Annotated in this window: 25 protein-coding genes, 1 tRNA gene and 1 pseudogene; 12 read left to right on the top strand and 15 right to left on the bottom strand. The window is 35.8% G+C overall.

Going from position 1 to position 23,817, the window contains the following annotated elements:
* The first annotated feature begins 63 nt into the window (after nucleotides 1-63).
* Entirely contained in the window at nucleotides 64-696 is a 633-nt protein-coding gene (locus QZN33_RS02345; protein ID WP_296789169.1) for a queuosine precursor transporter, read from the top strand.
* On the opposite strand, the gene QZN33_RS02340 is transcribed toward QZN33_RS02345, so the two are convergent.
* Nucleotides 693-2,351 carry an ATP-dependent DNA ligase gene (locus QZN33_RS02340; protein ID WP_296789168.1) on the bottom strand — a complete coding sequence of 553 codons (1,659 nt, stop codon included), beginning with the start codon at nucleotides 2,349-2,351 and terminating at the stop codon, nucleotides 693-695. The genes QZN33_RS02345 and QZN33_RS02340 overlap by 4 nt on opposite strands.
* Nucleotides 2,351-3,625, bottom strand: a complete 1,275-nt coding sequence (gene thiC / locus QZN33_RS02335; protein WP_296789166.1) for a phosphomethylpyrimidine synthase — start codon at nucleotides 3,623-3,625, stop codon at nucleotides 2,351-2,353. Before thiC ends, QZN33_RS02340 begins: the two co-directional genes overlap by 1 nt.
* A 128-nt stretch (nucleotides 3,626-3,753) precedes the next feature.
* Between thiC and QZN33_RS02330 the strand changes: the two genes are divergently transcribed.
* Together QZN33_RS02330 and QZN33_RS02325 are read left to right on the top strand one after the other, a co-directional pair.
* Entirely contained in the window at nucleotides 3,754-4,608 is an 855-nt protein-coding gene (locus tag QZN33_RS02330) for a methanogenesis marker 8 protein (RefSeq protein ID WP_296789163.1), read from the top strand.
* A gap of 9 nt (nucleotides 4,609-4,617) precedes the next feature.
* Entirely contained in the window at nucleotides 4,618-5,274 is a 657-nt protein-coding gene (locus QZN33_RS02325; protein WP_342764134.1) for a 3'-5' exonuclease, read from the top strand.
* 64 nt (nucleotides 5,275-5,338) lie between these two features.
* Here QZN33_RS02325 and QZN33_RS02320 read toward each other — a convergent pair whose 3' ends face one another.
* The 5 genes from QZN33_RS02320 to QZN33_RS02300 all read right to left on the bottom strand — a co-directional run bounded on the left by QZN33_RS02320 (nucleotide 5,339) and on the right by QZN33_RS02300 (nucleotide 11,548).
* A complete protein-coding gene (locus QZN33_RS02320) occupies nucleotides 5,339-5,728 on the bottom strand; it encodes a hypothetical protein (protein WP_296789161.1) in 390 nt (129 codons plus the stop codon).
* Nucleotides 5,729-5,737: 9 nt separating this feature from the next.
* Complete coding sequence (locus QZN33_RS02315) at nucleotides 5,738-6,064, bottom strand: hypothetical protein (protein WP_296789159.1); 327 nt, start codon at nucleotides 6,062-6,064, stop codon at nucleotides 5,738-5,740.
* A gap of 374 nt (nucleotides 6,065-6,438) precedes the next feature.
* Nucleotides 6,439-8,634 carry a CDC48 family AAA ATPase gene (locus tag QZN33_RS02310; protein ID WP_296789157.1) on the bottom strand — a complete coding sequence of 732 codons (2,196 nt, stop codon included), beginning with the start codon at nucleotides 8,632-8,634 and terminating at the stop codon, nucleotides 6,439-6,441.
* A 314-nt stretch (nucleotides 8,635-8,948) separates the two neighbouring features.
* On the bottom strand, nucleotides 8,949-10,250 hold the full coding sequence (locus QZN33_RS02305) for a prephenate dehydrogenase (RefSeq protein WP_296789154.1): 1,302 nt from the start codon (nucleotides 10,248-10,250) through the stop codon (nucleotides 8,949-8,951).
* Nucleotides 10,251-10,531: 281 nt separating this feature from the next.
* A complete protein-coding gene (locus QZN33_RS02300) occupies nucleotides 10,532-11,548 on the bottom strand; it encodes a hypothetical protein (protein ID WP_296789152.1) in 1,017 nt (338 codons plus the stop codon).
* A 291-nt stretch (nucleotides 11,549-11,839) separates the two neighbouring features.
* Between QZN33_RS02300 and QZN33_RS02295 the strand changes: the two genes are divergently transcribed.
* Genes QZN33_RS02295 through QZN33_RS02285 form a run of 3 tightly spaced genes read left to right on the top strand, consistent with a single transcriptional unit; the run spans nucleotide 11,840 to nucleotide 14,965 of the window.
* Nucleotides 11,840-12,901: an mRNA surveillance protein pelota gene (locus QZN33_RS02295; RefSeq protein ID WP_296789147.1), complete on the top strand. Its 1,062-nt coding sequence runs from the start codon at nucleotides 11,840-11,842 to the stop codon at nucleotides 12,899-12,901.
* A gap of 55 nt (nucleotides 12,902-12,956) precedes the next feature.
* Nucleotides 12,957-13,916, top strand: coding sequence for a cell wall biosynthesis protein (locus QZN33_RS02290; RefSeq protein WP_296789142.1), 960 nt, complete (start codon nucleotides 12,957-12,959; stop codon nucleotides 13,914-13,916).
* Nucleotides 13,916-14,965, top strand: coding sequence for a glycosyltransferase (locus tag QZN33_RS02285; RefSeq protein ID WP_296789140.1), 1,050 nt, complete (start codon nucleotides 13,916-13,918; stop codon nucleotides 14,963-14,965). The genes QZN33_RS02290 and QZN33_RS02285 overlap by 1 nt, the downstream gene beginning before the upstream one ends.
* A 6-nt stretch (nucleotides 14,966-14,971) precedes the next feature.
* On the opposite strand, the gene QZN33_RS02280 is transcribed toward QZN33_RS02285, so the two are convergent.
* Nucleotides 14,972-16,273, bottom strand: coding sequence for an NAD(P)/FAD-dependent oxidoreductase (locus QZN33_RS02280; protein WP_342764133.1), 1,302 nt, complete (start codon nucleotides 16,271-16,273; stop codon nucleotides 14,972-14,974).
* Nucleotides 16,274-16,349: 76 nt separating this feature from the next.
* Between QZN33_RS02280 and QZN33_RS02275 the strand changes: the two genes are divergently transcribed.
* On the top strand, nucleotides 16,350-16,625 hold the full coding sequence (locus QZN33_RS02275; protein WP_296789137.1) for a HypC/HybG/HupF family hydrogenase formation chaperone: 276 nt from the start codon (nucleotides 16,350-16,352) through the stop codon (nucleotides 16,623-16,625).
* Here the strand turns inward: QZN33_RS02275 and QZN33_RS02270 are convergent.
* The 7 genes from QZN33_RS02270 to QZN33_RS02240 form a co-directional block, all read right to left on the bottom strand.
* A complete protein-coding gene (locus tag QZN33_RS02270) occupies nucleotides 16,619-17,134 on the bottom strand; it encodes an amino acid-binding protein (protein ID WP_296789334.1) in 516 nt (171 codons plus the stop codon). The two genes, QZN33_RS02275 and QZN33_RS02270, sit on opposite strands and share 7 nt — an antisense overlap.
* 116 nt (nucleotides 17,135-17,250) lie before the next feature.
* Nucleotides 17,251-17,325 (bottom strand) — tRNA-Ile (locus tag QZN33_RS02265).
* Nucleotides 17,326-17,426: 101 nt separating this feature from the next.
* Nucleotides 17,427-17,711 (bottom strand): iron-sulfur cluster assembly protein, encoded by a 285-nt coding sequence (locus QZN33_RS02260; RefSeq protein ID WP_296789135.1) that lies wholly within the window; start codon nucleotides 17,709-17,711, stop codon nucleotides 17,427-17,429.
* A 76-nt stretch (nucleotides 17,712-17,787) separates the two neighbouring features.
* Entirely contained in the window at nucleotides 17,788-18,696 is a 909-nt protein-coding gene (locus QZN33_RS02255) for a DUF5591 domain-containing protein (protein WP_296789133.1), read from the bottom strand.
* Between the two features lies 1 nt (nucleotide 18,697).
* Complete coding sequence (locus tag QZN33_RS02250; protein ID WP_296789131.1) at nucleotides 18,698-19,189, bottom strand: TIGR00295 family protein; 492 nt, start codon at nucleotides 19,187-19,189, stop codon at nucleotides 18,698-18,700.
* A 9-nt stretch (nucleotides 19,190-19,198) separates the two neighbouring features.
* Nucleotides 19,199-19,717, bottom strand: coding sequence for a transcription factor E (tfe, locus tag QZN33_RS02245; protein WP_296789129.1), 519 nt, complete (start codon nucleotides 19,715-19,717; stop codon nucleotides 19,199-19,201).
* 87 nt (nucleotides 19,718-19,804) lie between these two features.
* Nucleotides 19,805-20,659 carry a coenzyme F420-0:L-glutamate ligase gene (locus QZN33_RS02240; RefSeq protein ID WP_296789121.1) on the bottom strand — a complete coding sequence of 285 codons (855 nt, stop codon included), beginning with the start codon at nucleotides 20,657-20,659 and terminating at the stop codon, nucleotides 19,805-19,807.
* A gap of 79 nt (nucleotides 20,660-20,738) precedes the next feature.
* Between QZN33_RS02240 and QZN33_RS02235 the strand changes: the two genes are divergently transcribed.
* From QZN33_RS02235 to rpl11p, 5 genes and pseudogenes are all read left to right on the top strand, one after another.
* Nucleotides 20,739-21,314: a pyruvate kinase alpha/beta domain-containing protein gene (locus QZN33_RS02235; protein ID WP_296789114.1), complete on the top strand. Its 576-nt coding sequence runs from the start codon at nucleotides 20,739-20,741 to the stop codon at nucleotides 21,312-21,314.
* Nucleotides 21,315-21,434: 120 nt separating this feature from the next.
* The gene (gene ftsZ, locus QZN33_RS02230; RefSeq protein ID WP_296789112.1) at nucleotides 21,435-22,571 is read left to right on the top strand and encodes a cell division protein FtsZ; all 1,137 of its coding nucleotides are present in this window, start codon (nucleotides 21,435-21,437) and stop codon (nucleotides 22,569-22,571) included.
* 134 nt (nucleotides 22,572-22,705) lie between these two features.
* The gene (locus QZN33_RS02225; protein WP_296789109.1) at nucleotides 22,706-22,885 is read left to right on the top strand and encodes a protein translocase SEC61 complex subunit gamma; all 180 of its coding nucleotides are present in this window, start codon (nucleotides 22,706-22,708) and stop codon (nucleotides 22,883-22,885) included.
* A gap of 389 nt (nucleotides 22,886-23,274) precedes the next feature.
* Entirely contained in the window at nucleotides 23,275-23,745 is a 471-nt protein-coding gene (locus tag QZN33_RS02220) for a transcription elongation factor Spt5 (protein ID WP_292814879.1), read from the top strand.
* Nucleotides 23,745-23,817, top strand: a pseudogene (gene rpl11p, locus QZN33_RS02215) (50S ribosomal protein L11); the annotation flags it as partial. The gene QZN33_RS02220 and the pseudogene rpl11p, both read left to right, overlap by 1 nt.

Here is a 23,817-nt window from a genome sequence, read left to right as displayed (position 1 = left end):
TAAAAATAGCTGATAGGATTTCAACTTGTAAAATTTATCTATGTTTAGCAATATAATATAACTATGGAACTTAACCTTACTAAAACAGAATTGTATGCGCTTTTAACCGGTGTTTTTACTGCATCACTTATAGTGTCAAATATCATTGCAGGCAAAACTTTTGACTTTTTCTCTCTGACGCTGCCCTGTGGAGTAATTATATTTCCGGTAATTTATATTGTAAATGACGTGCTGGCTGAAGTCTACGGCTATAAAAAGGCAAGAAACGTCATACTTTTAGGTTTTTTAATGAATCTTGTTGCAGTAATATGTTATACTGTAACAATAATGCTTCCTGCACCTGTATTTTTTGAAAACTCCGAGGCTTTCAATGCAGTTCTGGGAAATACTCCAAGACTTCTTTTAGCCAGTTTTGCAGCATATCTTGTAGGTTCACTTGTAAATGCAAAAGTAATGGTTATATTAAAGAAATGGGATGATGATAAGCTCTTTTTAAGATGCATTGTCTCAACACTATTCGGTGAAGGGCTGGATGCTATTATATTCATTACAATAGGGTTTTTAGGAACAATGCCTGGCGAAGCATTGATAGTGATGATTATAGCACAGGCACTGTTTAAGACAGTTTACGAGATTATTGTCTATCCTCTAACCCGTTTTGTTATAGTTAAAGTTAAAGGCCTTCCTGAAATTTAGTTTCCGGTGTTATACATTGAAAGAAGTCTTTCAACTGTGTCAGCGTCCATCGGACTTTTATCTTTTCTGATATTTTTAACGACCGGGAATCTCAGGGAATAACCAGTTTCATATTCCGGAGACTCAACAATTTCTGAAAATGCAATTTCAAGAACGATTTTCGGTTCAACTTTAATTTCACGGCCTTTTGTTGAAATTTCAAGCTCTTTCATTTTTCCGGTGAGATACTCCAGGGTTGCATCGTCAAGGCCTGTTGCAGCATATGCAACGCTTTTAAAGTCATCATTTTCATCTCTGAGTGCAACAAGATAAGATCCGACAAAATCTCCTCTTTTACCGATTCCGTAGGTTCCACCAATTACAACCATGTCTAGTGTTTCAGGTTCTGCCTTGTACTTGAGCATTTTTTTACCTCTCAAACCCGGAATGTATGGTGCACTGCAGTCCTTAATCATGATTCCTTCATGGCCACCGTCGATTGAACTTTCAAAGAGTTCCTGAAGCTCCTCGATATTGTCAGGCTTTCCGACTTTCATTGTAGAGAGGTTCATCTCATCAACTGATGTATCAACAATCTCTTCAAGGGTTTGTCTTCTGTTAAATAACTCTTCGTCAATCATCGGAACCTTATAGTAGAGCACGTCAAACAAAAAGACTTTAAGAGGCACATTTTCCATAGCTTCCTCTACATTGTGCTTTCTTCTCACACGGTGCAGAACATTCTGGAAAGGCAGAGGCTTGCCGTTGCGGGTAGCTATCACTTCTCCTTCCACGATAAAGTCTTCATGAGGCATGTGCTCGTTGAAAAGCTCAACAATTTCGGGAAGTGCATGGGTAATGTTTTCAAGCCTGCGTGTGAATATTTTGATTTCATCACCGTTTCTGTGAACCTGGAGCCTGATTCCGTCATATTTTGTCTCACAAATTGCACAGCCCATTTCCGGGATGATTTCATCCAGTGGCGGTGCAAGCTGGGCAAGCATAGGTTTGACAGGTGTTCCAGGTGTAAGGTTAAGTTTTTCAAGTCCTGCTGCACCTTCCTCTTTTGCGGTACGTGCAACAACTGAAAAATCATTTGTAAGCATCTGGGCTCTTTCAACAACTGCCTTGTCAATATCGAAAGCCTGAGCTATTGCGTCACGAACAACACCGTCGCCCACACCGATTCTCAGCTCTTCTGTAATTGTACGGGTCAGGTATTTGGCCTCAGTAGCACTAGCCTGGCTCAGCAATTCTAAAATAACTGCAATTTTACGGTTGGTTGACCTTGAACCGCTAATTTGTGAGAGTTTTCTGAGGCTGTTGAAAACAAAATCGATTGTTAAAGGCTGTGAAAAGAATGTCATCTGGGATTTTTTGGCATATAATTTTATGCATGCAAGACCTATGTCTCCTTCATCACGAACTGCATCTTCCACAGCGGCCTGTGTTGTCCCGACAGCTTCAGCAACTGCCCTTTCAACCAGTTTTCCACCTATTCCGATTTCTTCTGAGCTCCATGCAGGAAAGACAACTCCCAAAATCAGAAGGCCTACCTTTTCTATAGTGTCTGAATCCAGTTTTTTGAGATACTCTGCAATAATGTCGGTTTTTTCAAGTCTTTTTGTAGTGGCTTCAAGTGCGGAGTAGACGTCAACCAGTTCCTGATATTTCATTAGAAGTCTCCTTTAGCTATTTTAACTGCACAGTATTCTCCGCACATTGCACACATTTCATCATCGTCAAGTTCGCATTTGTCACGGTAGGTTCTAGGCTTTGATTTGTCTAGTGCAAGGTCGAACTGTTCTTCCCAGTTAAATTCCTTTCTGGCTTTTGCCATTGCACGTTCACGGTCCCATGCTGAATCGAGTCCTTTTGCAACATCAGCCGCTTCAGCAGCAATCTTTGATGCAATTACTCCTTCCTTGACGTCTTCAAGGCTTGGAAGTGACAGGTGTTCGGCAGGTGTTACGTAACATAAGAAGTTTGCTCCGGATGATGCTGCAATCGCTCCTCCGATAGCTCCTGTAATGTGGTCATATCCCGGTGCGATATCTGTTACGAGAGGTCCTAAAACATAAAACGGAGCGCCGTGACAAATTGTCTTTTGAATTTCCATATTTGCCTTAATCTGGTTTAACGGCATGTGTCCCGGACCTTCAACCATTACCTGGACATTAGCGTCCTGGGCTCTTTTAACCAGAGTTCCCAGATTTACAAGTTCTTGAATTTGAGGGATATCGCTTGCATCTGCCAGGCATCCCGGTCTTAAACCATCACCCAGTGATAAGGTAATGTCGTATTCGTAGGATAATTCCAGAAGATAATCATAATTTTCATACAACGGGTTTTCCATGTCGTTGTGGTTAATCCATGAGGCCATGAATGTTCCTCCACGGCTTACAATTCCCATCATCCTGTTTGCGTTTTTAAGCTTTTGAACAAGATCTTTGGTAATTCCGCAGTGAAGTGTCATGAAGTCCACTCCTTCTTTTGCCTGATTTTCTATGGCCTTAAAGATATCGTCAGGGTCCATATCAATAATTTCTTTGTTTTTGGAAAGAGTAACGACTCCCGCTTCATAAATAGGTACGGTACCTATGCATATGTCCACCGCTTCCATGATTTTCTTTCTGAAAAGTTTCAAATCAGAACCTGTTGAAAGGTCCATAAGTGCATCTGCACCGTATTCCTGTGCAAGTTTCGCCTTGTTGATTTCAAGGTCGATATCATCGATTTTAGAGGATGAACCTATGTTTGCATTGATTTTGGTCTTAAGGCCTTCTCCGATACCGCAAGGTTTTGAATGACCGTTAACGTTTTTAGGTATTACAACCAGTCCCTTGTCAATCAGTCTGACCAGCTTATTAACATCAATATTTTCATATTCTGCAACATATTCCATTTCAGGAGTGATGTTGCCCTTTTGCGCTTCACTTTTCTGAGTCAAATTTATCCCTCATTATAATGTAATCATTAATAACTTTAATCTTCTTGATATATAGAATTTGTTTAAATTCAATCAGGTGAATATTTTTTTATATTTTCAGGTCAATACAATTACATACTGGTGGTTATATGGTCGAAGATAAACATGTAATTGAAACTTTAGGAAAAGTTAGGGTAGTTATTGAAAACGGAGAAATTACAGAAGTGGGATCATCTGAGATGAAATACTGTCCGATGTTTCATGCAATGCATAAGGTAGATGAGCTCAACGAGGAATTCATCCGCAAAAACATCAATTTCAGAATCAAGGATTTTGGAATGTGCACACCTGAAAGGGTTATTGAAATGGATGATCTGGTGACTGTGGGAATTTCAGAAATCCTTAAAACAAACATGGAAAACGGAAGTATTGACTGTGTTGTCGGAGCATGCGACGGTGCCGGAACCGTAATCATGACAAATCCCCGTGTAGTGCAGGGAGTTGGCGGAAGAGTATCCGGTCTTGTAAGCACAACACCGATTCGGGAAGTCATTGAAAAACTTGAAGAAAAAGACAGCATTGTATTAGATCCTCAAACTGCTGAGCTCAACCAGCTTGAAGGACTTAAAATCGCAATTGAAAAAGGATATAAAAACATTGCAATAACAGTCATACCTTCACCTATGATAGAAGAACTTCGCCAGTATCCTGTAGATGATGACGTTAACGTCTACATATTCATTGCGCACACTACCGGCGCAACAGCCCAAGAGGCTCAGATGATGTTTGAAAACGGAGATATCGTTACAGCATGCGCATCAAAAGAAGTAAGCGATTATGCAGATGAGCACAAGCCTTATTATTATGGACTTAAAGTGCCGATATTCTGCGCCAGTGAAGACGGAAGGAGATTTCTGGACAATCGTTTAAAAAAAATTAATAAGCCTTTAACAACTAATGAGTATCCAAGAAACAAGGATGACGCTCCAAATAAACTATTGTAAGGTGATAAGATTAAAGTAATATATTTTGATACAGAAACAACCGGTTTACAATGTTCCAGCTGCAGGATAATTGAGTTGGCAATGCTTATATTTGAAGACGGCAATCTCATTGATGAGTACGATAAATTTGTCGATATCGGCGAGCCTTTGGACAAAAAGATAACTGAAATAACCGGCATTACAGATGATGATTTGGCCCAATACGGTTATGATGAAGGCATTATTGCTCAGGATTTGAAGGATAATCTGACTCCCGGAACACTGATGATTGCTCATAACTGTCAGTTTGATTTGTCTTTTATCTATTATCTGCTTAAAAGGCATTTTCCCGATGAAGCTGACAGTATTGTAAAAAATATGGACTGGCTTGATACACTGACAGTTGTTAAGGACAGAAAGGAATATCCTCACAAGCTGATTGATGCTGTAGAACATTACGGTATTGAAAAGGTAAATTTCCACAGAGCTATTGATGATACCAAAGCACTGTATCAGGTAACTAGGGCATTAAAAAATGAGAGAAATGATCTGGCCGAATACATTAATGTCTTTGGATATAATCCTAAATGGGGCGTTAGCGGATATCGGTTTGACTTTATTGACTATAAGTCTCAAAATTTCACCAAGTTCATGGTTCATGAAAGCAGGATTTTGCCGAGAAGATAGCAAAATAATTAGTTGTGATAATTATTGTATTTAGTTTGAAACGGTGTTTTAAAAAAAATAGTTTTCATTGCAATGCGCTGCAAATTTCTTTCGCTAAATCTATTGCTTTTTGAGCATCTTGGAGAGTGATAATGGTTACAATATTGTAATCTGCATTAACTCTTAAATTAATGAATTCTTTGTATTTCCTAGCAATTTTTCTTTTATTTAATTTTGTTAATGCTATATGGATGGCAGTATGATATCCGACGGAGTTTTTAGAATAATCCCGAACATCATTGCATTTTCCATTGTTAATTATCCATTCATTTGCATGTAGAAATGTTGAAAGATATGCACGGTTCACAATTGTTCTGTGTTTGCATTGCAAATCATAGTTTTCATCTGAAAGTTCCAATTTTTCAAGATATTCAGCGAAATCTAGTAAATGCTGGGGTACAAATGCATGAACCATTTTTCCACCTCAGCATAGATCTGTAACAATGACTCCGCAGATTTCATCTAATATTTCAACACCTTCTTTTCTTGCGAAATCATCCACTTCGTCTGAAATTAAATCCCAAATATCGAATATTTTTCTATTGGACCATTCTTTAGGAGCCCGGATATAGAAAGAGCTTGATGAATCAATATTTAAAGGATTTTTTTCCATAAATAACACTTCACCTAAACCGTATTTTTCACTCAATGAAATAAGTTTTTTTTCTAGTTTTGATAGAAATTCATCATTTTTTACAATTTCACTTTCAGATGAAGGCATTATGGGTCCATTTAGGAGACATTCAATCATATTCTCACCAATAATGTACTAAGTTCGTATAAAATCTTTTAGGATTTTCTATTAAAAATCCATTCAGCCTGCCACATTATACATATTATTAATCTAAGCTTATATAGTTTTTCATTTTAGTTAAAATGATAATTTATTCAAAACAATACAATTTTACACGCTTAGAACAATTATATGTAATCATGACAATATTTGCTTCGTTAAATTCTATGGTAATGATATCAATAAGAGGTTTGGGAAGATTTCCATATCTTCCCAATTGGTAGAGAATTAGTAAATATAATGGAGGTTTGGGAAAGATTTCTGTATCTTTCCCGAATAAATATGGTTAGAAATCAATAAATGGGAGGGAAGGGAAGTTTTTAATCTTCCCTTTACATATATTGAACTAGCTGTTCATCTTCGCCTTTGTGCCCTGGCTTCACTTTTTCGATTGCTTCTTTAAAGTATTTATATGGGATTTCTTTTGCTTCAAGATCATTTCTTAAAGTTAACATGGCGGCTTCTCTGCATACTGATTCAATGTCTGCTCCGACATATCCCTCTGTATTTTTAGCTAATTTTTCGAGGTCTACATCGTCTTTTAAAGGCATGTCTTTTGTATGTACTTTAAAGATTGCAAGTCTTGCTTCTTCATCAGGTTCTTTAACCTGTATGTGTCTGTCGAATCTTCCAGGTCTCATAAGGCCTGCATCTAAAATGTCAGGTCTGTTGGTTGCTGCAATGATTGCAACATCCTGAAGTTCTTCAAGACCGTCCATTTCGGTTAATAATTGGTTAACGACTCTTTTTGTAACGCCACTGTCAGTGTCATTTCCGCTACGGGCACCGGCAATCGCATCTATTTCATCGAAAAAGATCACTGTAGGTGCAGCCTGTTTTGCTTTTCTGAATACTTCACGAACACCTTTTTCGGATTCTCCTACCCATTTGGATAGAAGTTCTGGACCTTTTACTGAAATGAAGTTTGCTTCACTTTCGCTTGCCACTGCTTTTGCAAGAAGGGTTTTACCTGTTCCTGGAATTCCGTAAAGGAGGGTTCCTTTTGGAGGTCTGATTCCCATGTGTTGGAAGGTTTCAGGATGTTTTAAAGGCCATTCAACAGCTTCTTTAAGTTCCTGTTTAACGTCTTCAAGACCGCCGATGTCATCCCATTTGATGTCCGGAATCTGTACCAGTACTTCCCTTAGTGCGGAAGGCTGAATTTCTTTTTGTGCATTTTTAAAGTCATCGCCTGTTACAACGATTTTTTCCATTACTTCTTTTGGAATCTCTTCGTCGTTTTGGATTTCAGGCAGTATTCTTCTTACTACTCTCATTGCCGCTTCTTTACATAATGACTCAAGATCTGCTCCTACAAAACCGTGGGTGGTATTTGCGATTTTATCCAAATCAACGTCATCTGCAAGAGGCATGTTTCTTGTGTGAATTTCAAGCACTTCTTTTCTCTCGTCAGTGTCTGGAACTCCGATTTCTATTTCACGGTCGAATCTTCCAGGTCTTCTAAGTGCGGGATCAAGTGAATCCGGTCTGTTGGTTGCACCGATTACTACAACTTGGCCACGGGATTTTAAACCATCCATTAAAGTTAAAAGTTGAGCAACGGTTCTTCTTTCAACTTCACCATTGGTTTCTTCCCTTTTAGGTGCAATTGCATCCAGTTCATCGATAAATATGATTGAAGGTGAGTTTTCCTCAGCTTCTTCGAAGTATTCTCTCAGGTTCTCTTCAGATCCGCCGACATATTTGCTCATGATTTCAGGCCCGTTTATTGCAATGAAATGGGCATCACTTTCACTTGCTACAGCTTTAGCAAGTAATGTTTTTCCGGTACCTGGAGGTCCGTGCATCAATACTCCTTTTGGTGGTGCAATTCCTAATTTCTCGAAGAGTTCAGGTCTTTTTAAAGGAATTTCAATCATTTCCCTTACTTTTTTAACTTCTTCTTTTAAACCGCCGATGTCTTCATAGCTTACATCAACAAGGTTTCCGACACCTTCGACTTTGCTTACGTCCACCGGAGCTTCATGCAGCTGCACTTCAGTATTCGGACCGACAATTACAATGTCTTTTGGATTTGTTGATATTACTGCAAATTTGATTTCTTTCATGGCCGGGGTATAGTCCATCAGGTCATCGAAAATGCTGTTAAAGCCCATTCTTGGTCTTGGTGCTCTAATCTGTGATCCGATGATGTCTCCCTGAACCATTACTTTTCCGGCAAATAAACCGCGCACATCTCCCTGTACACGGATGTTATGTTCAATTGGTGCTAAAACAACTTTTTTAGCTTCAGTTGCTTTAGTTTTTTTGATTGTGACTTCTCCACCGATAGTTGCTCCTGAATTTTTACGTACTAATCCGTCAATTCTTATTACTCCAAGGCCGATATCGGTTTGGGAAGGAAGAGCGATAGCTGCAGTTTTCTTGTCTCCAACAATTTCGATCAATTCTCTTTCACGGATGTTTAAATCATCCATAACGTTTGGATCAAGTCTGGCTACTCCCTGACCAACGTCTTTTTGCGAAATTGCTTCTGCAACTTTTAGTGTGATTTCATTTTCTGCCATATTATCATCTCCTTAATTTGGCTGTAATGTAAATAAATGTAATGCGTCAAAATCTTTTTGTTACTTTTTGTAACTTTATTGACAAAGATATCTGTGTAGGTCTTACTATATAAATGTTTCGGTTTGGAAGATTTTTAAAAACAAGTTTAGAATTATTTATTTTACTTATAAAATAATATAAATTATATTATGACTTTGAATTTGAATTAAATTTATCTATTTTTAAAAAAAGTAAAAATTAAACTGCTATAACTCAATTGAAAATTTAGTTACTTTTAGACAGTTTAATATTTGTTCGCTTTGATTGAAACAACTTATCTTATATTTCCGCCAAAACCTGTGAATAGTTTTTTCACATTTTCAATGTCACTTTTTGACAATGCTTCAACTTCAAAAGTCAGACTGATTGAATTTTCATCAATCTGTGGACCGTTATAAGCGTCAATCAGGTGGATATCAATGATATTGCTCATATTCAATACTGTATTTTCAATAACATTGACATTCACGTTTTTAGAAAATACGCAGCTGATTGATTGGATTTCATGTTTAACATTATTGAGTTTCCACTCATGCAGTTCATCTTCACTTAAAACATCAATATTTGCAATGCGCAGGTTTTTGGTTTTGTTTCCGGATTTTAAAACTGCAGTTTTGCCGTCAACACTTTCAAGAATGCCGACATGAATCCTTCCGGAGTAAATATGTTTTAAACCAACTTCCTTGCCGACAGATTTATGTAATAGGCTGTACTCATGACTTAAAGCGGAAATTGCCTTGTCACTTCTACCCAATGCATTTTTAATGTCGCCCATATTCTTTGTAGCTTTAATGGCTATTTTAACAAATTCGTCTTCATCCGCATTATTGATGACGTCCCTAAGTTCCAGAACTGCATCTGCAAAGGTGTTTCTTATATTCGGACCATTGCTGTTCATGGACTGGATGTTGTATGTCAGATAAGGATTCTGCGCAACAATACGTGCAATCACATCAATCATCAGATTATAAATTGGACTTTCATAATCTTCGGTTTCACTGATGTCTACCTTCAGCTTTTCAAATGCATATGCTGTAGAAATAAATGAGAAATGGGTAAGAACCTGGACAATACTCATCATGAAATCATGCTTTTCAGGTGTGGTTTCAATAATCCTCATGTTTTTGCTTGCCAGATACTTGTAAACTCTGTCATACCATTTGCCTTTTTTATCTGCAGTAATGACAATAACCTGATTGTCAAGTTCGGTGGTTCTTGGGCCGAAAACAGGGTGTGTTGGAATGTATTCAATTGTTTCAGGCAAAACTTCTCTCATTGTGCGGGAAGGTTCCTCCTTGATGGAAGTTACATCAATCATCACTGATCCGTCTTTCATAAAAGGAGCAACTTCACGGATAACATCGCTTGTATGCTGGATTGGAACTGATATTATCAATATGTCGCTAATGTTGGCCAGACCTGCATTGGATTCAATATAATTGACGCCTAACTCGTCAGCTACTGATCTGCCCTTTTTATGATCTCTTCCACTTATGTAAACTGTAAATTCGTCTCTAAAATAGTAAATGAGGGTTTTACCTAAACCGTCACTACCTCCAATAATTCCAACATTCATGGAATAACATTTGTTTTTTTAGGTATAAATATATTGAAATGATTAATTTAAGCAAGGCATTGTTACATTTAATTCAATCTTTTTTGGCAATAGGTTAAATTTCAAGGGTTTTGGTTAATGATATTCAATTGGTGAGAAAGGGTTAGTTTAAAAGATTCTATAAGTTGTTCTTTAAATTTTATTCATTTTATATGTTTGATTTCGCATCTTTTGTGATTTTGTATGCTTTGATTTTGTATTGTCTTTTTTTCTAATGTGGTTATGTTTAGTTGGTGTGTGTTTTAGATTTTAATGCCGTTATTTTTTAGTGTTTTTTTTAATTTTTTAATTTCGTTTTCTTGTTGTATGTTTTTATTTTTAATGTTTTTTAGTTCGTTTTCTTGTTGTATGTTTTTATTTTTAATGTTTTCTAATTTGGTTTCCAGTTCTATTTTCTGTTGTGCGAAATCTTTTTTTAGTTCTTCTAAACTTTTTTGTTCAACTTCGTATCCATTGATTTTTTCGTACTGGGACTCATGTACACTTTTAGTTATCATTATTAACAACTCCTCTTTTTTGTTTAAATCATCACCAAACCTAAATTTAATCATCATTTTCAATGCCAGATGCAAATTGATTTGGTGATTGTAACTTATTTTTTCAATTGTTGCGAATAATTTGACTATTTCCTCAATTATGTCTTTCGCAAATTCTTTTTTTGCAAAAATTAAACAGCATATTAAGCGAAAATAATCCTCATTAGATAACTCCTCGTTATTATAATCTTTTCTTTTTAATCTATTTAACATTTCGTATATTTTTTCTCGGTTAAATGTTCTAAAGTAGATTCTAAAGGAAAATCCATCTACTTCATAATCTTCATAATCTTTGCCATAGTCATAATCAGTTACAACTATTGCATAACATGGTCTTTTGTGATGAATTGTATAGTACAGGCAGTATATGTAAATGTCATTGACTTTAGAAGGGGACAGCTTACCGGTCTGCTGCTCTACTGTAGACACGGATTCTCTTTTAACCATCTTTCCATCAGGCATTATCTTTTCCACATGATCTGCCTGTTTGGCAGGTTCGTCAAAAATGAATACGGCAGTATCTTCTATATTTTTGAACTCACCCGGCAGTTCCAATACCTTATGAACACTTATCGGATAATTTCTTGTATTGAATCTGAACAGAAAATCGAGAGTTTGCGGATCTGCATCTTCGGCCATGATTTTTTCAATTATATTTTTAATCTTTTTTATATTGTGGCGGCTGTTGTGTCTGTAATTTTTATTGTATTTTAAAATTCTCATTCAAATCACTTTTTTTGATGGTAACGGCTTTATTTTATGGAATTTTTTCATAAAATTCAAATGCCCTAATCGCATTTGAATATATATTTAACCTTCTATAAATACTTAATTATAAATTTAAATTTCATTAAAAATGTTTTAATTGATTTGGAGATGAATACAATTTTTATAAAAGAAAACAATATTTTTAAGTGAGTATAATTTTCAAGAATCATTGCAATATTGTCTCGGACATTTTTAATATGTTGAGTAAATTTCATTAACGAGTAACAATATATTATTTTTGAAAGTATGAAAATCATTAATCAAAATACAAAGGAAGGACTAATTGAAATAGTTCCTGAAACACTGGACGATTTATGGCATTTATCTCACATTGTGGAAGTCGGAGACAATGCCTCATCAAAGACAACACGCCGTATTCAGGACAACACTGGAGATAAGTTAAGAAGTGACCGTGGAGTTAAAAAAACATTTTACCTGGGTCTGGATATAGAAAGCATAAGCTTTCAGCTTTTCACTGGTAAACTGAGGCTGACAGGGGTAATTACAAGAGGACCTGAAGATTTGATACCTCTTGGTTCCCACCACACTCTTGAAGTTAAACTTAACACTCCAATCACCATCAAAAAGGAAAGGTGGCCGAAATGGGCTATCAATCGCCTCAACCAGGCAATTGACGCTTCCAAAAAATTATCTGCGATAATTGTCGTTCTTGAAGATGACACCGCAACACTTGGACTCATGAGGCAGTTCGGAATAGAGTACTACGGTCCGATTAAGGGAAACGTTTCAGGAAAAAGAATAGTCGATAAAAACAGGCAGAAAAACATTATCCAGTTTTATGAAAAGGTAGTGGAGGCCGTTGTCAAATTTGATTCAATACAAAACATTGTCCTTGCTGGTCCCGGTTTTGTCAAAAGCGATTTCTATGATTATTTGAAGGAAAAACATAAAGACTTGGCAAAAATGTCAGTCATTGAACCGACAGGTTCCGGGGGCCGTGTAGGAATCATTGAAGTTCTAAAAAAAGGCACTGTTGAAAAACTTACAGCCGAAAACAGGGTGGCTATTGAAATGGGTGCCATCAACAGACTTCTTGAAGAAATCGGCAGGAATTCATCAAAGATTGCATACGGAATGAAAGAAGTTAAAGATGCAATAAATATGGGTGCTGTCGGCGAACTTTTAATCCTGGATGTGAAGGTTGCTGATGATAATATGGGCGATTTGATGGATATGGTCGAAAACATGAAAGGTAATGTGATGGTTATAAGCAGCGAGCATGAAGGCGGAAAACAGCTCGAAAGCCTTGGTGGTATGGCGGCTATTTTAAGATATCAAATAACTTAATTTTATATATTTTAATCAATAAATTATTAATAGTTAAATTGAATCGTGATTTGTTATGTATACATCGATAATTATAGCATTAATTTTTGTTTTCCTTTTATCTTTAATCGGAACTGGTATTGTAAATATCATTTTCCGATTTCTGGGTAAAAGAGGCTATTTGGGCAATTTATTCCCAAATGTCCGTGGTGGAATTCCAAGAGCAGTTGGTATAGTTCCATTTGTCATTTTGGCATTTTATTTCCTGCCCGGATATAACAGTCTAATATTGATTATCGGTGTTTTCGCATTAATTGACGATATTTTAGGGAGAAAAAAATCTCCGTTCGGAGTCGAATGGGGTCAGCTGTCAAGAGGAATCGGAATGATTCTTGTAGTGGTTGCAGGTTACCTTATGGGACTTGGTGTATCTTCATTATTTATTGCGCTTCTCGTACAGCCGCTAAATATTTCGGATATGCAGCCGGGTTCAGCATGTATTGTAACAATGATAATGTCTGTTGTAACAATGATAATGATGGTACTGTTTGCATCTCCTGACGTTGCTGAGCTTCCTGCATTCTATACTCCTGTACTGCTTCTTATTGTAGTTTTAGGTTACTGTCCGCTTGATTTTTCAGGAAAAATCATGCTGGGAGAAGTCGGAAACCATGTTTTTGCAATTGCATTAGGAGTTTCATTCTATATGGTCGGAGGTTTATGGAGTCTTATTTTCCTGTTTATAGTTACTACAGCACTGATTGCATTTGTTAGAAGAAATACTCTTAAAGTATTCTTCAGACAAAATCTCAGACTTCTTGACCCTACCTTCGGGGATTACTTCATGGATGTCTTAACCGGAGGGGGCTTAGGCGATTTACTTAGAAAATGGATTCTTAAAGACAAGCAGTACGATGTCACTAATCCGTTACTGATCAGTTTAGGATTCAGAAGATTATTATATAATCCTCATGCAGACCATCCTCAAAGATATGTTCCGAAAAATCAAAAAGTAAGGTTAGGTAGGCAGTTATAATGAAAGCTTTGTTGGTAGTTACCGGAAGAGGATTAGGCGGAGACGCATCTATTGCACTCAATGTTGTAAAGGCATTGGAAAAGAGAAATGTTGAATGTGAAATAGCTCTGGATGAGTCCGCACCTGGAATATTGTTTGAAAAGAACGGATATTCCTGGCATAAAATATCAATTCCTCAGGCAGGAGGTCACGTAGCCACTAAAGCATCCGCATTGAAAGGTGCTCTGAAACTTATTCCTGCATCATTTAAGGCAAGATCATTAATAAGAAAAGAAAATTATGATTTTGTAGTTGGTGTTTTAGGAGGTGGAGCTATTGTTGCTTCATTAGGTGCTAAACTTGCCAGAAAACCTGTTTTTTCTTTAATATCAACACCTCTCGATTCAAAGGTCTGTCCTAAAATGAACCCTTCCTTTTTATTCCCTGAAATCGATAAGTTCAGATGGCAAAATCTGCCGAAAAATATCGAAAAGACTTTTTATCCTTTAGCAGACAATATCGGCAAAGGTGACGCTGACATTGCACTTCAAAAACTTAAGGAATTTCCTAATTTTGATGAAAATAAAAAGACAATCATGTTTTCATCAGGCTCATCAATATTCAAGGGCATGATAGATGCGATAAACCTTGCTTGTAAATGCAGCGACAAATACAATCTTGTTCTGCTCGGTCTGCCTCTCCATGATGAATATATGGACATGATTGATGAAGAAAAGATTATCTATGCAGGATACATTGACTGGATAAGTCATCTGTTTAAATATGCAGATTTAGCGGTGCTGACTGATGACGGAGTGTCTCTTGAGGAGGCGGTAGCGTCCAAAATCCCTATCATCACACTGACAAAAGTAAAATGGGGAAGATACCAGAACATGGCCGGCGTATATAAAGGAGCAATGATTGAATCTGAAATAGGTGATGTATGCAAAAGCATTGAAGAGGCATTCGCCAATTATGATTCAATGAAGAAATGCAATCTGATTTATGCAGATAAGTGTCTCAATGCCGGTGATGAGCTTATAGACAAAATGTTAAAAAAATTAGAATAGTGGTAATTACAACCACATTGTTTTTATAATTTTATAGTTTGAATCTGTAGACGGATGGATTTCCAAAAATTCATCGAAATTGTCCAGGTCATAATCCATTCTCATTAAATATGCCTGATATGCAACATCACTTACAGATGATGGAGATATTGAATTGATTCTATTGATTTTATTGTTTTTCTTGTCAAATTCAACTTCAGTATAACCTGTATCACCGTTTAGAATGTTCCAGAATGAATGAGGTCCTGCAATTCCCGGAATTCCAATGATTTGTTTGTCCTCTTCACTGCACTCGGATTTTTCATTTTCAACAAAACTCACTTCAGTGTTCAGACTTAATGTTTGAGGAATGCAATGGTAGCTTACTTTATTTGAGTATCCTGCAATATTTCTTGCAGCGGTGATACCCTCTCTTCTAGCTACTGGTGTCAGCTGATATCCTCCGGTAACATCTCCTGCAGCATATATATTTTCAACATTAGTTTTCATCATTTCATTAACTTTAATGCTTCTGTCACTGTCAAGCTCAACCGTGCCTTCAGCTATTTCACTGTTAGGAACTCTTCCTGTTGCAAAAAAAGGAACTCCTTCCAGCTCATCGCCGTTGTCGGTTATGACTTTGTCTTTAAATGCTTCTGCAACGTTTGTGTTTTCAAACACGTTAATGTCGCCCATGATGTTTTCAAGAACATATTTTTTTGAAGTCTCGCTTATCTCTTTAAGGATTCTGCTTCTTGCAATAATGTTGACTTCACTTCCGAGTGTGGAATAGATATTAGCTATTTCGCAGGCTATAATTCCTCCTCCGATAATGTTTAACTTTTCCGGAACGTCATCAAGCTTTAAAATGTCCTTGTTGGTAAGTCCGTATTCGCTGCCTTTAATGTCTGGAATAAACGGACGTGCGCCGGTAGCTATCAGGAGATTGTCATATTCAAAGCTTTCACCGTTTACTTTAACGGTCTCGCCGTCAATGCTTGCTTCTCCATATATGATTTTATTTCCATAGCTTTCATTTTCCAGCTGGTTCAGGTGTCTTAGTTTTTCTTGGGTTTCAACGATTTTTTCTACAATTTTATCGTAGGAAATGTCTAATTGGCTTTTAATAAATCCGTGTTCATTGAATCTGTTAGTCAAATCAATGTATTTTGTAATGTCAGTTAATGCACAGACAACCATGCATCCTTCATTTAAACAAGTTCCAGCTATATGATTTTTTTCAATTAAAGTAACATCTTTTCCTAATTTTCCAAGCTCAAGGGAACCTAATCTTCCCGCAGGGCCTGAACCGATAACAATATTCATTATTAAACTCCTTATTAGATAATTTTATATAATATCATTTATTATATAATGTATATATTAAAATTTTGGAGATGGAAATATGTGTATTGCAGCACCCGCTCATGTTATTGAGATAGATAGAGAAGAAAATTTGTTGGTTGCTGACTTTGGTGGAGCAAGACAACAAGCAAAATTAGACCTTTTACCTGAAGTGGAAGTTGGCGATTATGTTTTAATCCATGCTGGTTTTGCAATTGAAAAATTAACTGAAGAAGCTGCTAAAGAATCTTTAGAAGCTTGGGAAGAGTTATTGGATATCCTCGAAGAAGAGGATAGAGAAATGGAAAAAGCAAGAATGGAACAAATCAATCAGTAGATTGACACTCTTGTTACTCCTTTTATTTTTAAAAATTCATTTATCAGATCGCCTTTCACAGGCTCTTCTGTAATTATTGTTAATATTGGTGTTTTTTGAAGCTCTGTGTCTTCGGCATAGGCTTGTCTAATACCCATTCCTTTTTTTGTTATCAGATTTGTTGTAGCTGCGAGTATTCCTTCGCTTTCAGATCCCACTTCTATTTCAATTACTCCTAAATCAAGATTTTTTGCAATGTTTTTAAGCAGTGTTCCTGCAGGAATTATGTTTGAAAATAAGTTGTTCAGTTCTTCATCTTCTTTGATGACTTCGATTGTTGATTTTATTGCTCTTCTGTCTACTTCAGCAGCAGTAGCCAATGCTTTATCGCTGATTTTTAAATTTCCGCAGTAGATTTTTCCATCGTCATTAATTGACAGTCCAAGTTCAATCATTTTTTCTGCAACTCTTATTCTTGCAGGGTATTTTTTGAATTTTTCATTTATCTTTTCCCACATTTTAATCATCATTCCAACTTTTTGTACATTCAAGTTAAAATATGTTCGAAGTGGTATAAATAAATTGCTCTAAAAAAATTCGATAAAATTGTCACTTTTTTGAAAAATGTCTTAAAAATAGTTAGAAGTAGGCTAGATGGGATTCGAACCCATGACCTCCCGGTTATCAGCCGAGCGCGCTAACCAAGCTGTGCCACTAGCCTATGTAATTAGTGTGACAGTTAACTGTCAACACTTATACTTATATTTGTTACTATATATAACTCTTTCGGTTATTTGTAGATTTTAGTTAAATTTTAAAATTTTATCTGTTAATCATTTCGTTAATGGAGTCTGCCATAGCATGTCCTTCAACGATAATTTTTGCATTTTCAATACCTTCGACGTGTTCAGCTCTTACCTTAGCATCAGCTGCAATACGTGTGATACTCATACAACCAGGATTTGTTGGTTTAAGGGTAATTTCTGCTTGGTCTCCGTCTACGGTAATATTTTGTACAATGCCCATTTCTACAATGCTTATGCCCATGTGAGGGTCATTAATTACAGAAACTGCGTCTTTAATATCATTTACTAAATCTTCTGACATAAGTAGTCTCCTATTTTTTGTATTTATTAGTATAAATATTTCTAGTATTTATATATGTTGTTATATTAACAAAATGTTATTTAAATCTATGTTTGATTTTCACGCCAATACCATTGTCACATTCTTCCATCTCACGACCGGTCATGACAGCTTTACCTACTCCGACAACAGAATCATCGCGAACAACAACCACTTCATCGTTCGGAATGATGTTGTGGTCTGCCTTTTCAATTCCCGGAGCGAAAACGGTATTGGTTTCAAGATTAAAATCAATGCTTACTATATTGATGCCCAAATCCTTAAGGATTTCTCCTCCTGGAAGGTTTAATCTGTAAAGGCCGTGATCTTTATTGAGCAATGCCAGCTGATTGCCGTTTGATAATATTCTTTTGTGATACATTCCTTTGGTTTTCACGTTGTCCGGTATAAATTTATCTCCATTTTCACCGAACTGATATTTTGCTATAGATCTAAGCTCATGCAGAGTCTTTTGCCTTCTTGAAATCTTTTCGTGATTTTTAAGCTCCATCCTTAAATTGTAAAGGGATTCAGGGGAAGTAGGTCGTTCGTCAACGCAGACATTTACAAAATCATCACAGTAAGCTTCAAGTGACTGGAGATAACCTCCTGCAAGATTTGCAACAATACGTTTTCCTTTTGTGTATTTTTCTATTAATCTTCCGCTCTCTTCAATTTCATCTTCAGACCATTTGCCTGTTGTACTTACATCATAGGACTGGATAGGAAATGTGTTTTCAAGTTCCCTTGGACAGATTCCAAATGGGGAAGTTACAATCAGTTCCTGAAATGACCTTGTAAGTTTTCTGAATTTCTGATGTGATTTGGAATTTGAATAAGGTTTTTTCATACTGCACGGCAATAGGACAACTGTATCTCCGAGAGGTTCCATCATTTCCATCCTCTGTCTCCATCTGACTGCTTCGGGACGGTACAAAGATTCTTCACTAGAGCATATTACTTTCATGTTATTCCTCAAAAGCTTTAATTAATTCTTTATCAAGTTCAATAAGTCTTTTAATGTTATCTTCAGGATTTTCCATTCTGCGATTCCATTTCGCAATAACATAATCCACGTCCACTTCCTTATCTCCGCTTACTAAATTGTCAGCATGGGCTACAATTTTTTCCTCTAAAGTCTGCGGAACATATGATTTAACTGGAAGTCCTAACTCTTCAGCTTCTTTTGCGGTAATTCCTGCGCCGATATGTCTTTCAATAATGTTGAGGACATCTTCGTCGTATCCGTGGGAACGTGCAATTTCAACTCCAACAATTGCATGGGTTAAATCATGAGTTCTGGACCTTCCTATGTCATGGAGTAAAGCGCCTTTGCGGATTAAATCCAAATCCGCATTATCAAAATTAGAAGCTATTTTCATAGCTTTTCTGCAAACTGCTATACAATGTTCGATAACATTTTTAGGGGTATTTTCTTTTTTAAGTAATTCTATCTCCATTTTATCTGATTAACTATTTTGTTTATTAAATGAATTAAAATTACTTTCTACCATTTTTATGTCTTCTTTGAGTTGTTTAATGTGATCATTATTGTCCTGAAATTCCAGCTCTTCCATACAGACAGGACATAAGAATTCATAATCTGAAGCAGCATCAAAATCAAATCTGACATGGCCCTGAGGGCAGACGAAAAACATGTTGTTTTCTTCATGTTCAAGTTCATCATTTAGCATTTTCAAATACTGTTCTGAATCTTTTTTGATATGATTGATAACTTCTTCTTTTTCAAATTTCCATGAATATGTAAACCATTGAGTTTCAGGGTCTTTACTTCTTTTATAACTAGCTAATCCTAAATCGTAAAGCTTGTAAAGCACTTTTCTAACAATATTTAATTTGATTCCAGTTTTTTTGGCTATTTCTTCATCAGTTTCCACACCGCTTTCCAGTGCTTCAACAATAGGTAAATTGCTTTCATCTTCAACAACGTTTGTTAATAATGTCTTTACTAATGGATCATCTATCATTTAATTTCCCCTAAGTGCTTATGTTTATATATCCTATTTTTGAAAAATAAACAATATATTAATGTTAAGTTCTGTTTTTTATAATATTTATTGTTTACGAATGATGACTGCAGGGGTGTGGGTTATTGAGTCAAGTGCTTCCACAGTAACTTCATCAATTTCACTGCCAAGTACTGCTTTTACGCTGTGAATGGTTTTCATTTCAGTTGACAGTGACCTCTGATAGTCTTCAGCAATGTTTGCTATCTTTAAAGCAGTTTCAACATCAATGCTTTCGCTGCATCCAAGAGGTGTTGATCCCATATTCTCTGAAAGCTGTCCTTTGAAGTAGCCAAAAAATCCTTTGTCTGCTTCAATTCCGTCAATGGCAATAGGGAGGCCTGTAAAGTATTTCCCGTTTTTCATATATGTTGCATCAGTATCAATGATCATTACACAGACGTCTTTTCCGATTTCATCTTTAATTTCTTTTGCAACGCCTTCGGGATTTTCCGGAAGAAGTGACACATATGTTCCGGGAGCATTGCTTAAATCAATTCCCGCTTCGGAAGCCGGTTTAAGTGCATGTTTAAGGCCATATAGCTGAAGAACTACTTCTTTGTGAGCTTTAGTTTCTTCAGGAAGTCTTCTTAAATTTTTGATTGTTCTTTTTTTAATTCCGAGAAGCGGTCCTAAAACATATCCCCATATGTATTTGCTCCAGACTGTTGTTAAAAATTTGGCAGTCAGTGACGGGGTGTATTTGGACTCATCAACTAATCTGTTTTGTGAAACTGAAATAGGGGTTTCAGCTATAACTAAATAATCATTATCTTCCATCAGCTCGCGTGCAGGATTTATTATTGAATTTAAATCTTCATTGGGCTTGATGTAGCCTGTTTCGATTGGAATGACAATGTAGTCTCCATTTATTACATGTTTGATATCTTCTAAATCTTTCATAAAAATCTTTAATAAAAATTAATTATATAGTATATAACACAATAGGGATTATAATAATTATCTATTGGGATGTGGGATTATGGCAAGAAGGTTCATAACATATTTTGATAAGCAAGGAGAAGACTACACTGATGAATTGATTTTGGCTGTTAAAGATAAACTGGATGTTGCTAAAAATATTAAATATATTTTGATAGCATCAACTACTGGCGAATCCGCATTGAAACTGCACAATGCAATTGACAATGACGATATTACTATTATCAATGTTTCCCACAATGTCGGATTCAGCGGAGATAATGAATCAGATATTTCCAATGAAATGATTGCAAAATTAGAAAATGTTGGAATAAAAACATATCAGGGTTTGCATGCATTCAGCGGTGCTGCAAGAGGCGTTACCAATAAATACGGAGGATTTTCCCCATTGGATGTTGTGGCAGATACTTTAAGAATGTTTTCACATGGTGTCAAAGTTTCTGCAGAAATTTCTCTTATGGCTGCAGATGCAGGTCTCGTTCCTGTAGGTGAAGAAATAATGGCCATCGGGGGCAGAGCTCATGGAGTGGACACTGCAGTTATTTTAACTCCGGTCAACTCTAAAAATCTGTTTAACATGAAAATCCATGAAATTATTGCAATGCCAAGAGATTAAATTTTTTTTAATTTTTTGGTATCTTTTCCCAATAATTTAAATAGTAGGTGCATTTAAATATTACTTACTATATAAATATTTAACAATTAATTTTTAATAGCAGAATTGTGGTGTTAAGTTGTGAAAATTATAGATGATGCAATAAAAGAATCTGAACAAAGAATGGAAGAGAAACAACCAGAAAAAATCTCTTCTGATATCGATGAAGATTTAATTAATATTATTCAAGGCGTAAAAACTAATATATTTGTTGTTGGTGCTGGAGGAGCAGGAAACAACACTATTTCAAGATTAAACGAGATGGGTATTGAAGGAGCAACCACCATTGCCGTCAATACTGATGCTCAAGATTTATTCTACAGTCAATCCAGTAAAAAGATTCTTTTAGGAAGACAAACTTCTAAAGGATTAGGTGCTGGTGGAGAACCATCCGTTGGTGAAGAATGCGCTGAAGAAAGTGAAGATGAGATTAGAGACGAATTAGAAGGCGCAGACATGGTATTTGTCACCTGCGGTCTTGGTGGTGGAACCGGTACTGGTTCAGCTCCGATCATTGCAAAAATCGCTAAAAAATTAGGAGCTTTAACTGTTGCTGTTGCTACCATGCCATTTTCTGCTGAAGGAATTAAAAGAAGAGAAAATGCAGAACAAGGTTTAGAAAAACTCCAAGAAGCTGCTGACACTGTTATTGTAATTCCTAATGATAAATTATTGGAAGTTGCTCCAAACTTGCCTTTAAATAAAGCATTCATGGTTTCTGACGAAATCTTAGGAAGAGCAGTTAAAGGAATTACAGAACTGATTACCAAGAAAGGTCTTGTAAGTTTAGACTTTGCAGATATTAGAAGTATCATGAGTGGTTCCGGAATGGCTATGATTGGTATGGGTGAATCTGATTCTGGCGACAGAGCTTTAGAGTCCGTACATGAAGCATTAAGCAGTCCATTATTAGATATTGATATATCAAATGCAACTGGAGCTTTAGTTAACATATCTGGTAGTTCAGATTTAACATTACATGAAGCTGAAAAAATAGTTCAAGTTGTTGCTGATAAATTAGATCCTGAAGCTAATATTATTTGGGGTACTCAAATTGATGAAAGTCTCCAAAATATGGTTAGGACTACTGTGGTTGTTTCAGGTATCGATGCTAATTCTGAACCTGGTAATGAACCAGATGTTGATTACTCTGAGGAATCTGCTGAAACAGAATCTGCAAATGACCAATTAGATGATTTCATTGATGGAATTTTCTAATTCCATTTACTTATTTTTTTTAATAAATGCAAACATTTATTAATGTTCAAATTATAAATTATTATATTACTATTATTTTATTATAATTCATTAAATTATGATTCTTCATAATTTTTTTATTTTGGGTATTTAAAATGAATGTACAAGAAAGTTTTGATAAATTTATAAAAGACAGTAAAAGAGTATTAAAAGTATCTAGAAAACCTGACGCAAAGGAATACAGAGAATTAGCTAAGGTAGTATCTATTGGGGTTCTCATAATAGGTGTTATTGGTTTTGTTATTGTATTATTAGGTTCCTTGATTGGTATCTAAAAACCAATTTTTCATTTTTTTGATCCCATTTTTATAATAAAATTTTTTGTAATACTTTATTTTATTTCAAAAGTCTATTTTTTCGATAACATTTATATACTATTAAAGTTATAGATATTCATATTATAGAATTCTAATTTTCAAGAATTTTTATCTTCTTGAATAATTATGGCTTTTATAATAACTTTTAACTTAATGTATGAATTTATCTTTTTGGATTAAAAAAACTAAAGATTTATTTGAGTTTTTAGCTGAATTAATCAAAATAGATTTATTAACCCTTGAAGTGGGGGGATAGCTTAGTAAATTTTCACATCTGTGAATTACCTAAGAACCACATTTGTGGAACTTCATTAACTTAGTCAAATATTAAAATAGGTGAATTTTTCATGGAAGAATCTAATAGTTCCATATATGCTCTTAAGACCTCTGCAGGTCAAGAAAGGAATGTAGCTAGACTTCTGGCTCGTAAAGCCAGAACTATTGATGGCATAGGTATTTCCTCAATTCTTGTCCCAGAATCTTTAAAAGGATATATTTTGGTTGAATCTTCAACAAAAATAGATCTGAGAAACCCTGATTTAAAAGTACAACATTTAAGAGGGGTTGTAGAAGGTAGTGTCGGAATTACCTTCGAAGAAGCAAAAAGATTCTTAAAACCAGAGCCAATTATTTCCTCAATTCAAAAAGGAAGTATTGTTGAGCTTATTTCTGGTCCGTTCAAAGGTGAAAGGGCGAAAGTGGTTCGTATTGATGAATCACGTGAAGAAGTCGTCCTTGAGTTAATAGAGGCAGCAGTACCTATTCCAGTTACTGTTAAAGCTGATCAAATTAGAATAATTCAAAAGGAGGCTGACTGATGGCTAAAGATACAGTCGAAGTTCTTATCGAAGGTGGAAGCGCTACTCCTGGACCTCCATTAGGCCCAGCTT

The organism is uncultured Methanobrevibacter sp. (genome assembly GCF_900314615.1).
Lineage (GTDB): Archaea > Methanobacteriota > Methanobacteria > Methanobacteriales > Methanobacteriaceae > Methanocatella.
This window is presented reverse-complemented; position numbering and strand designations above follow the sequence as displayed.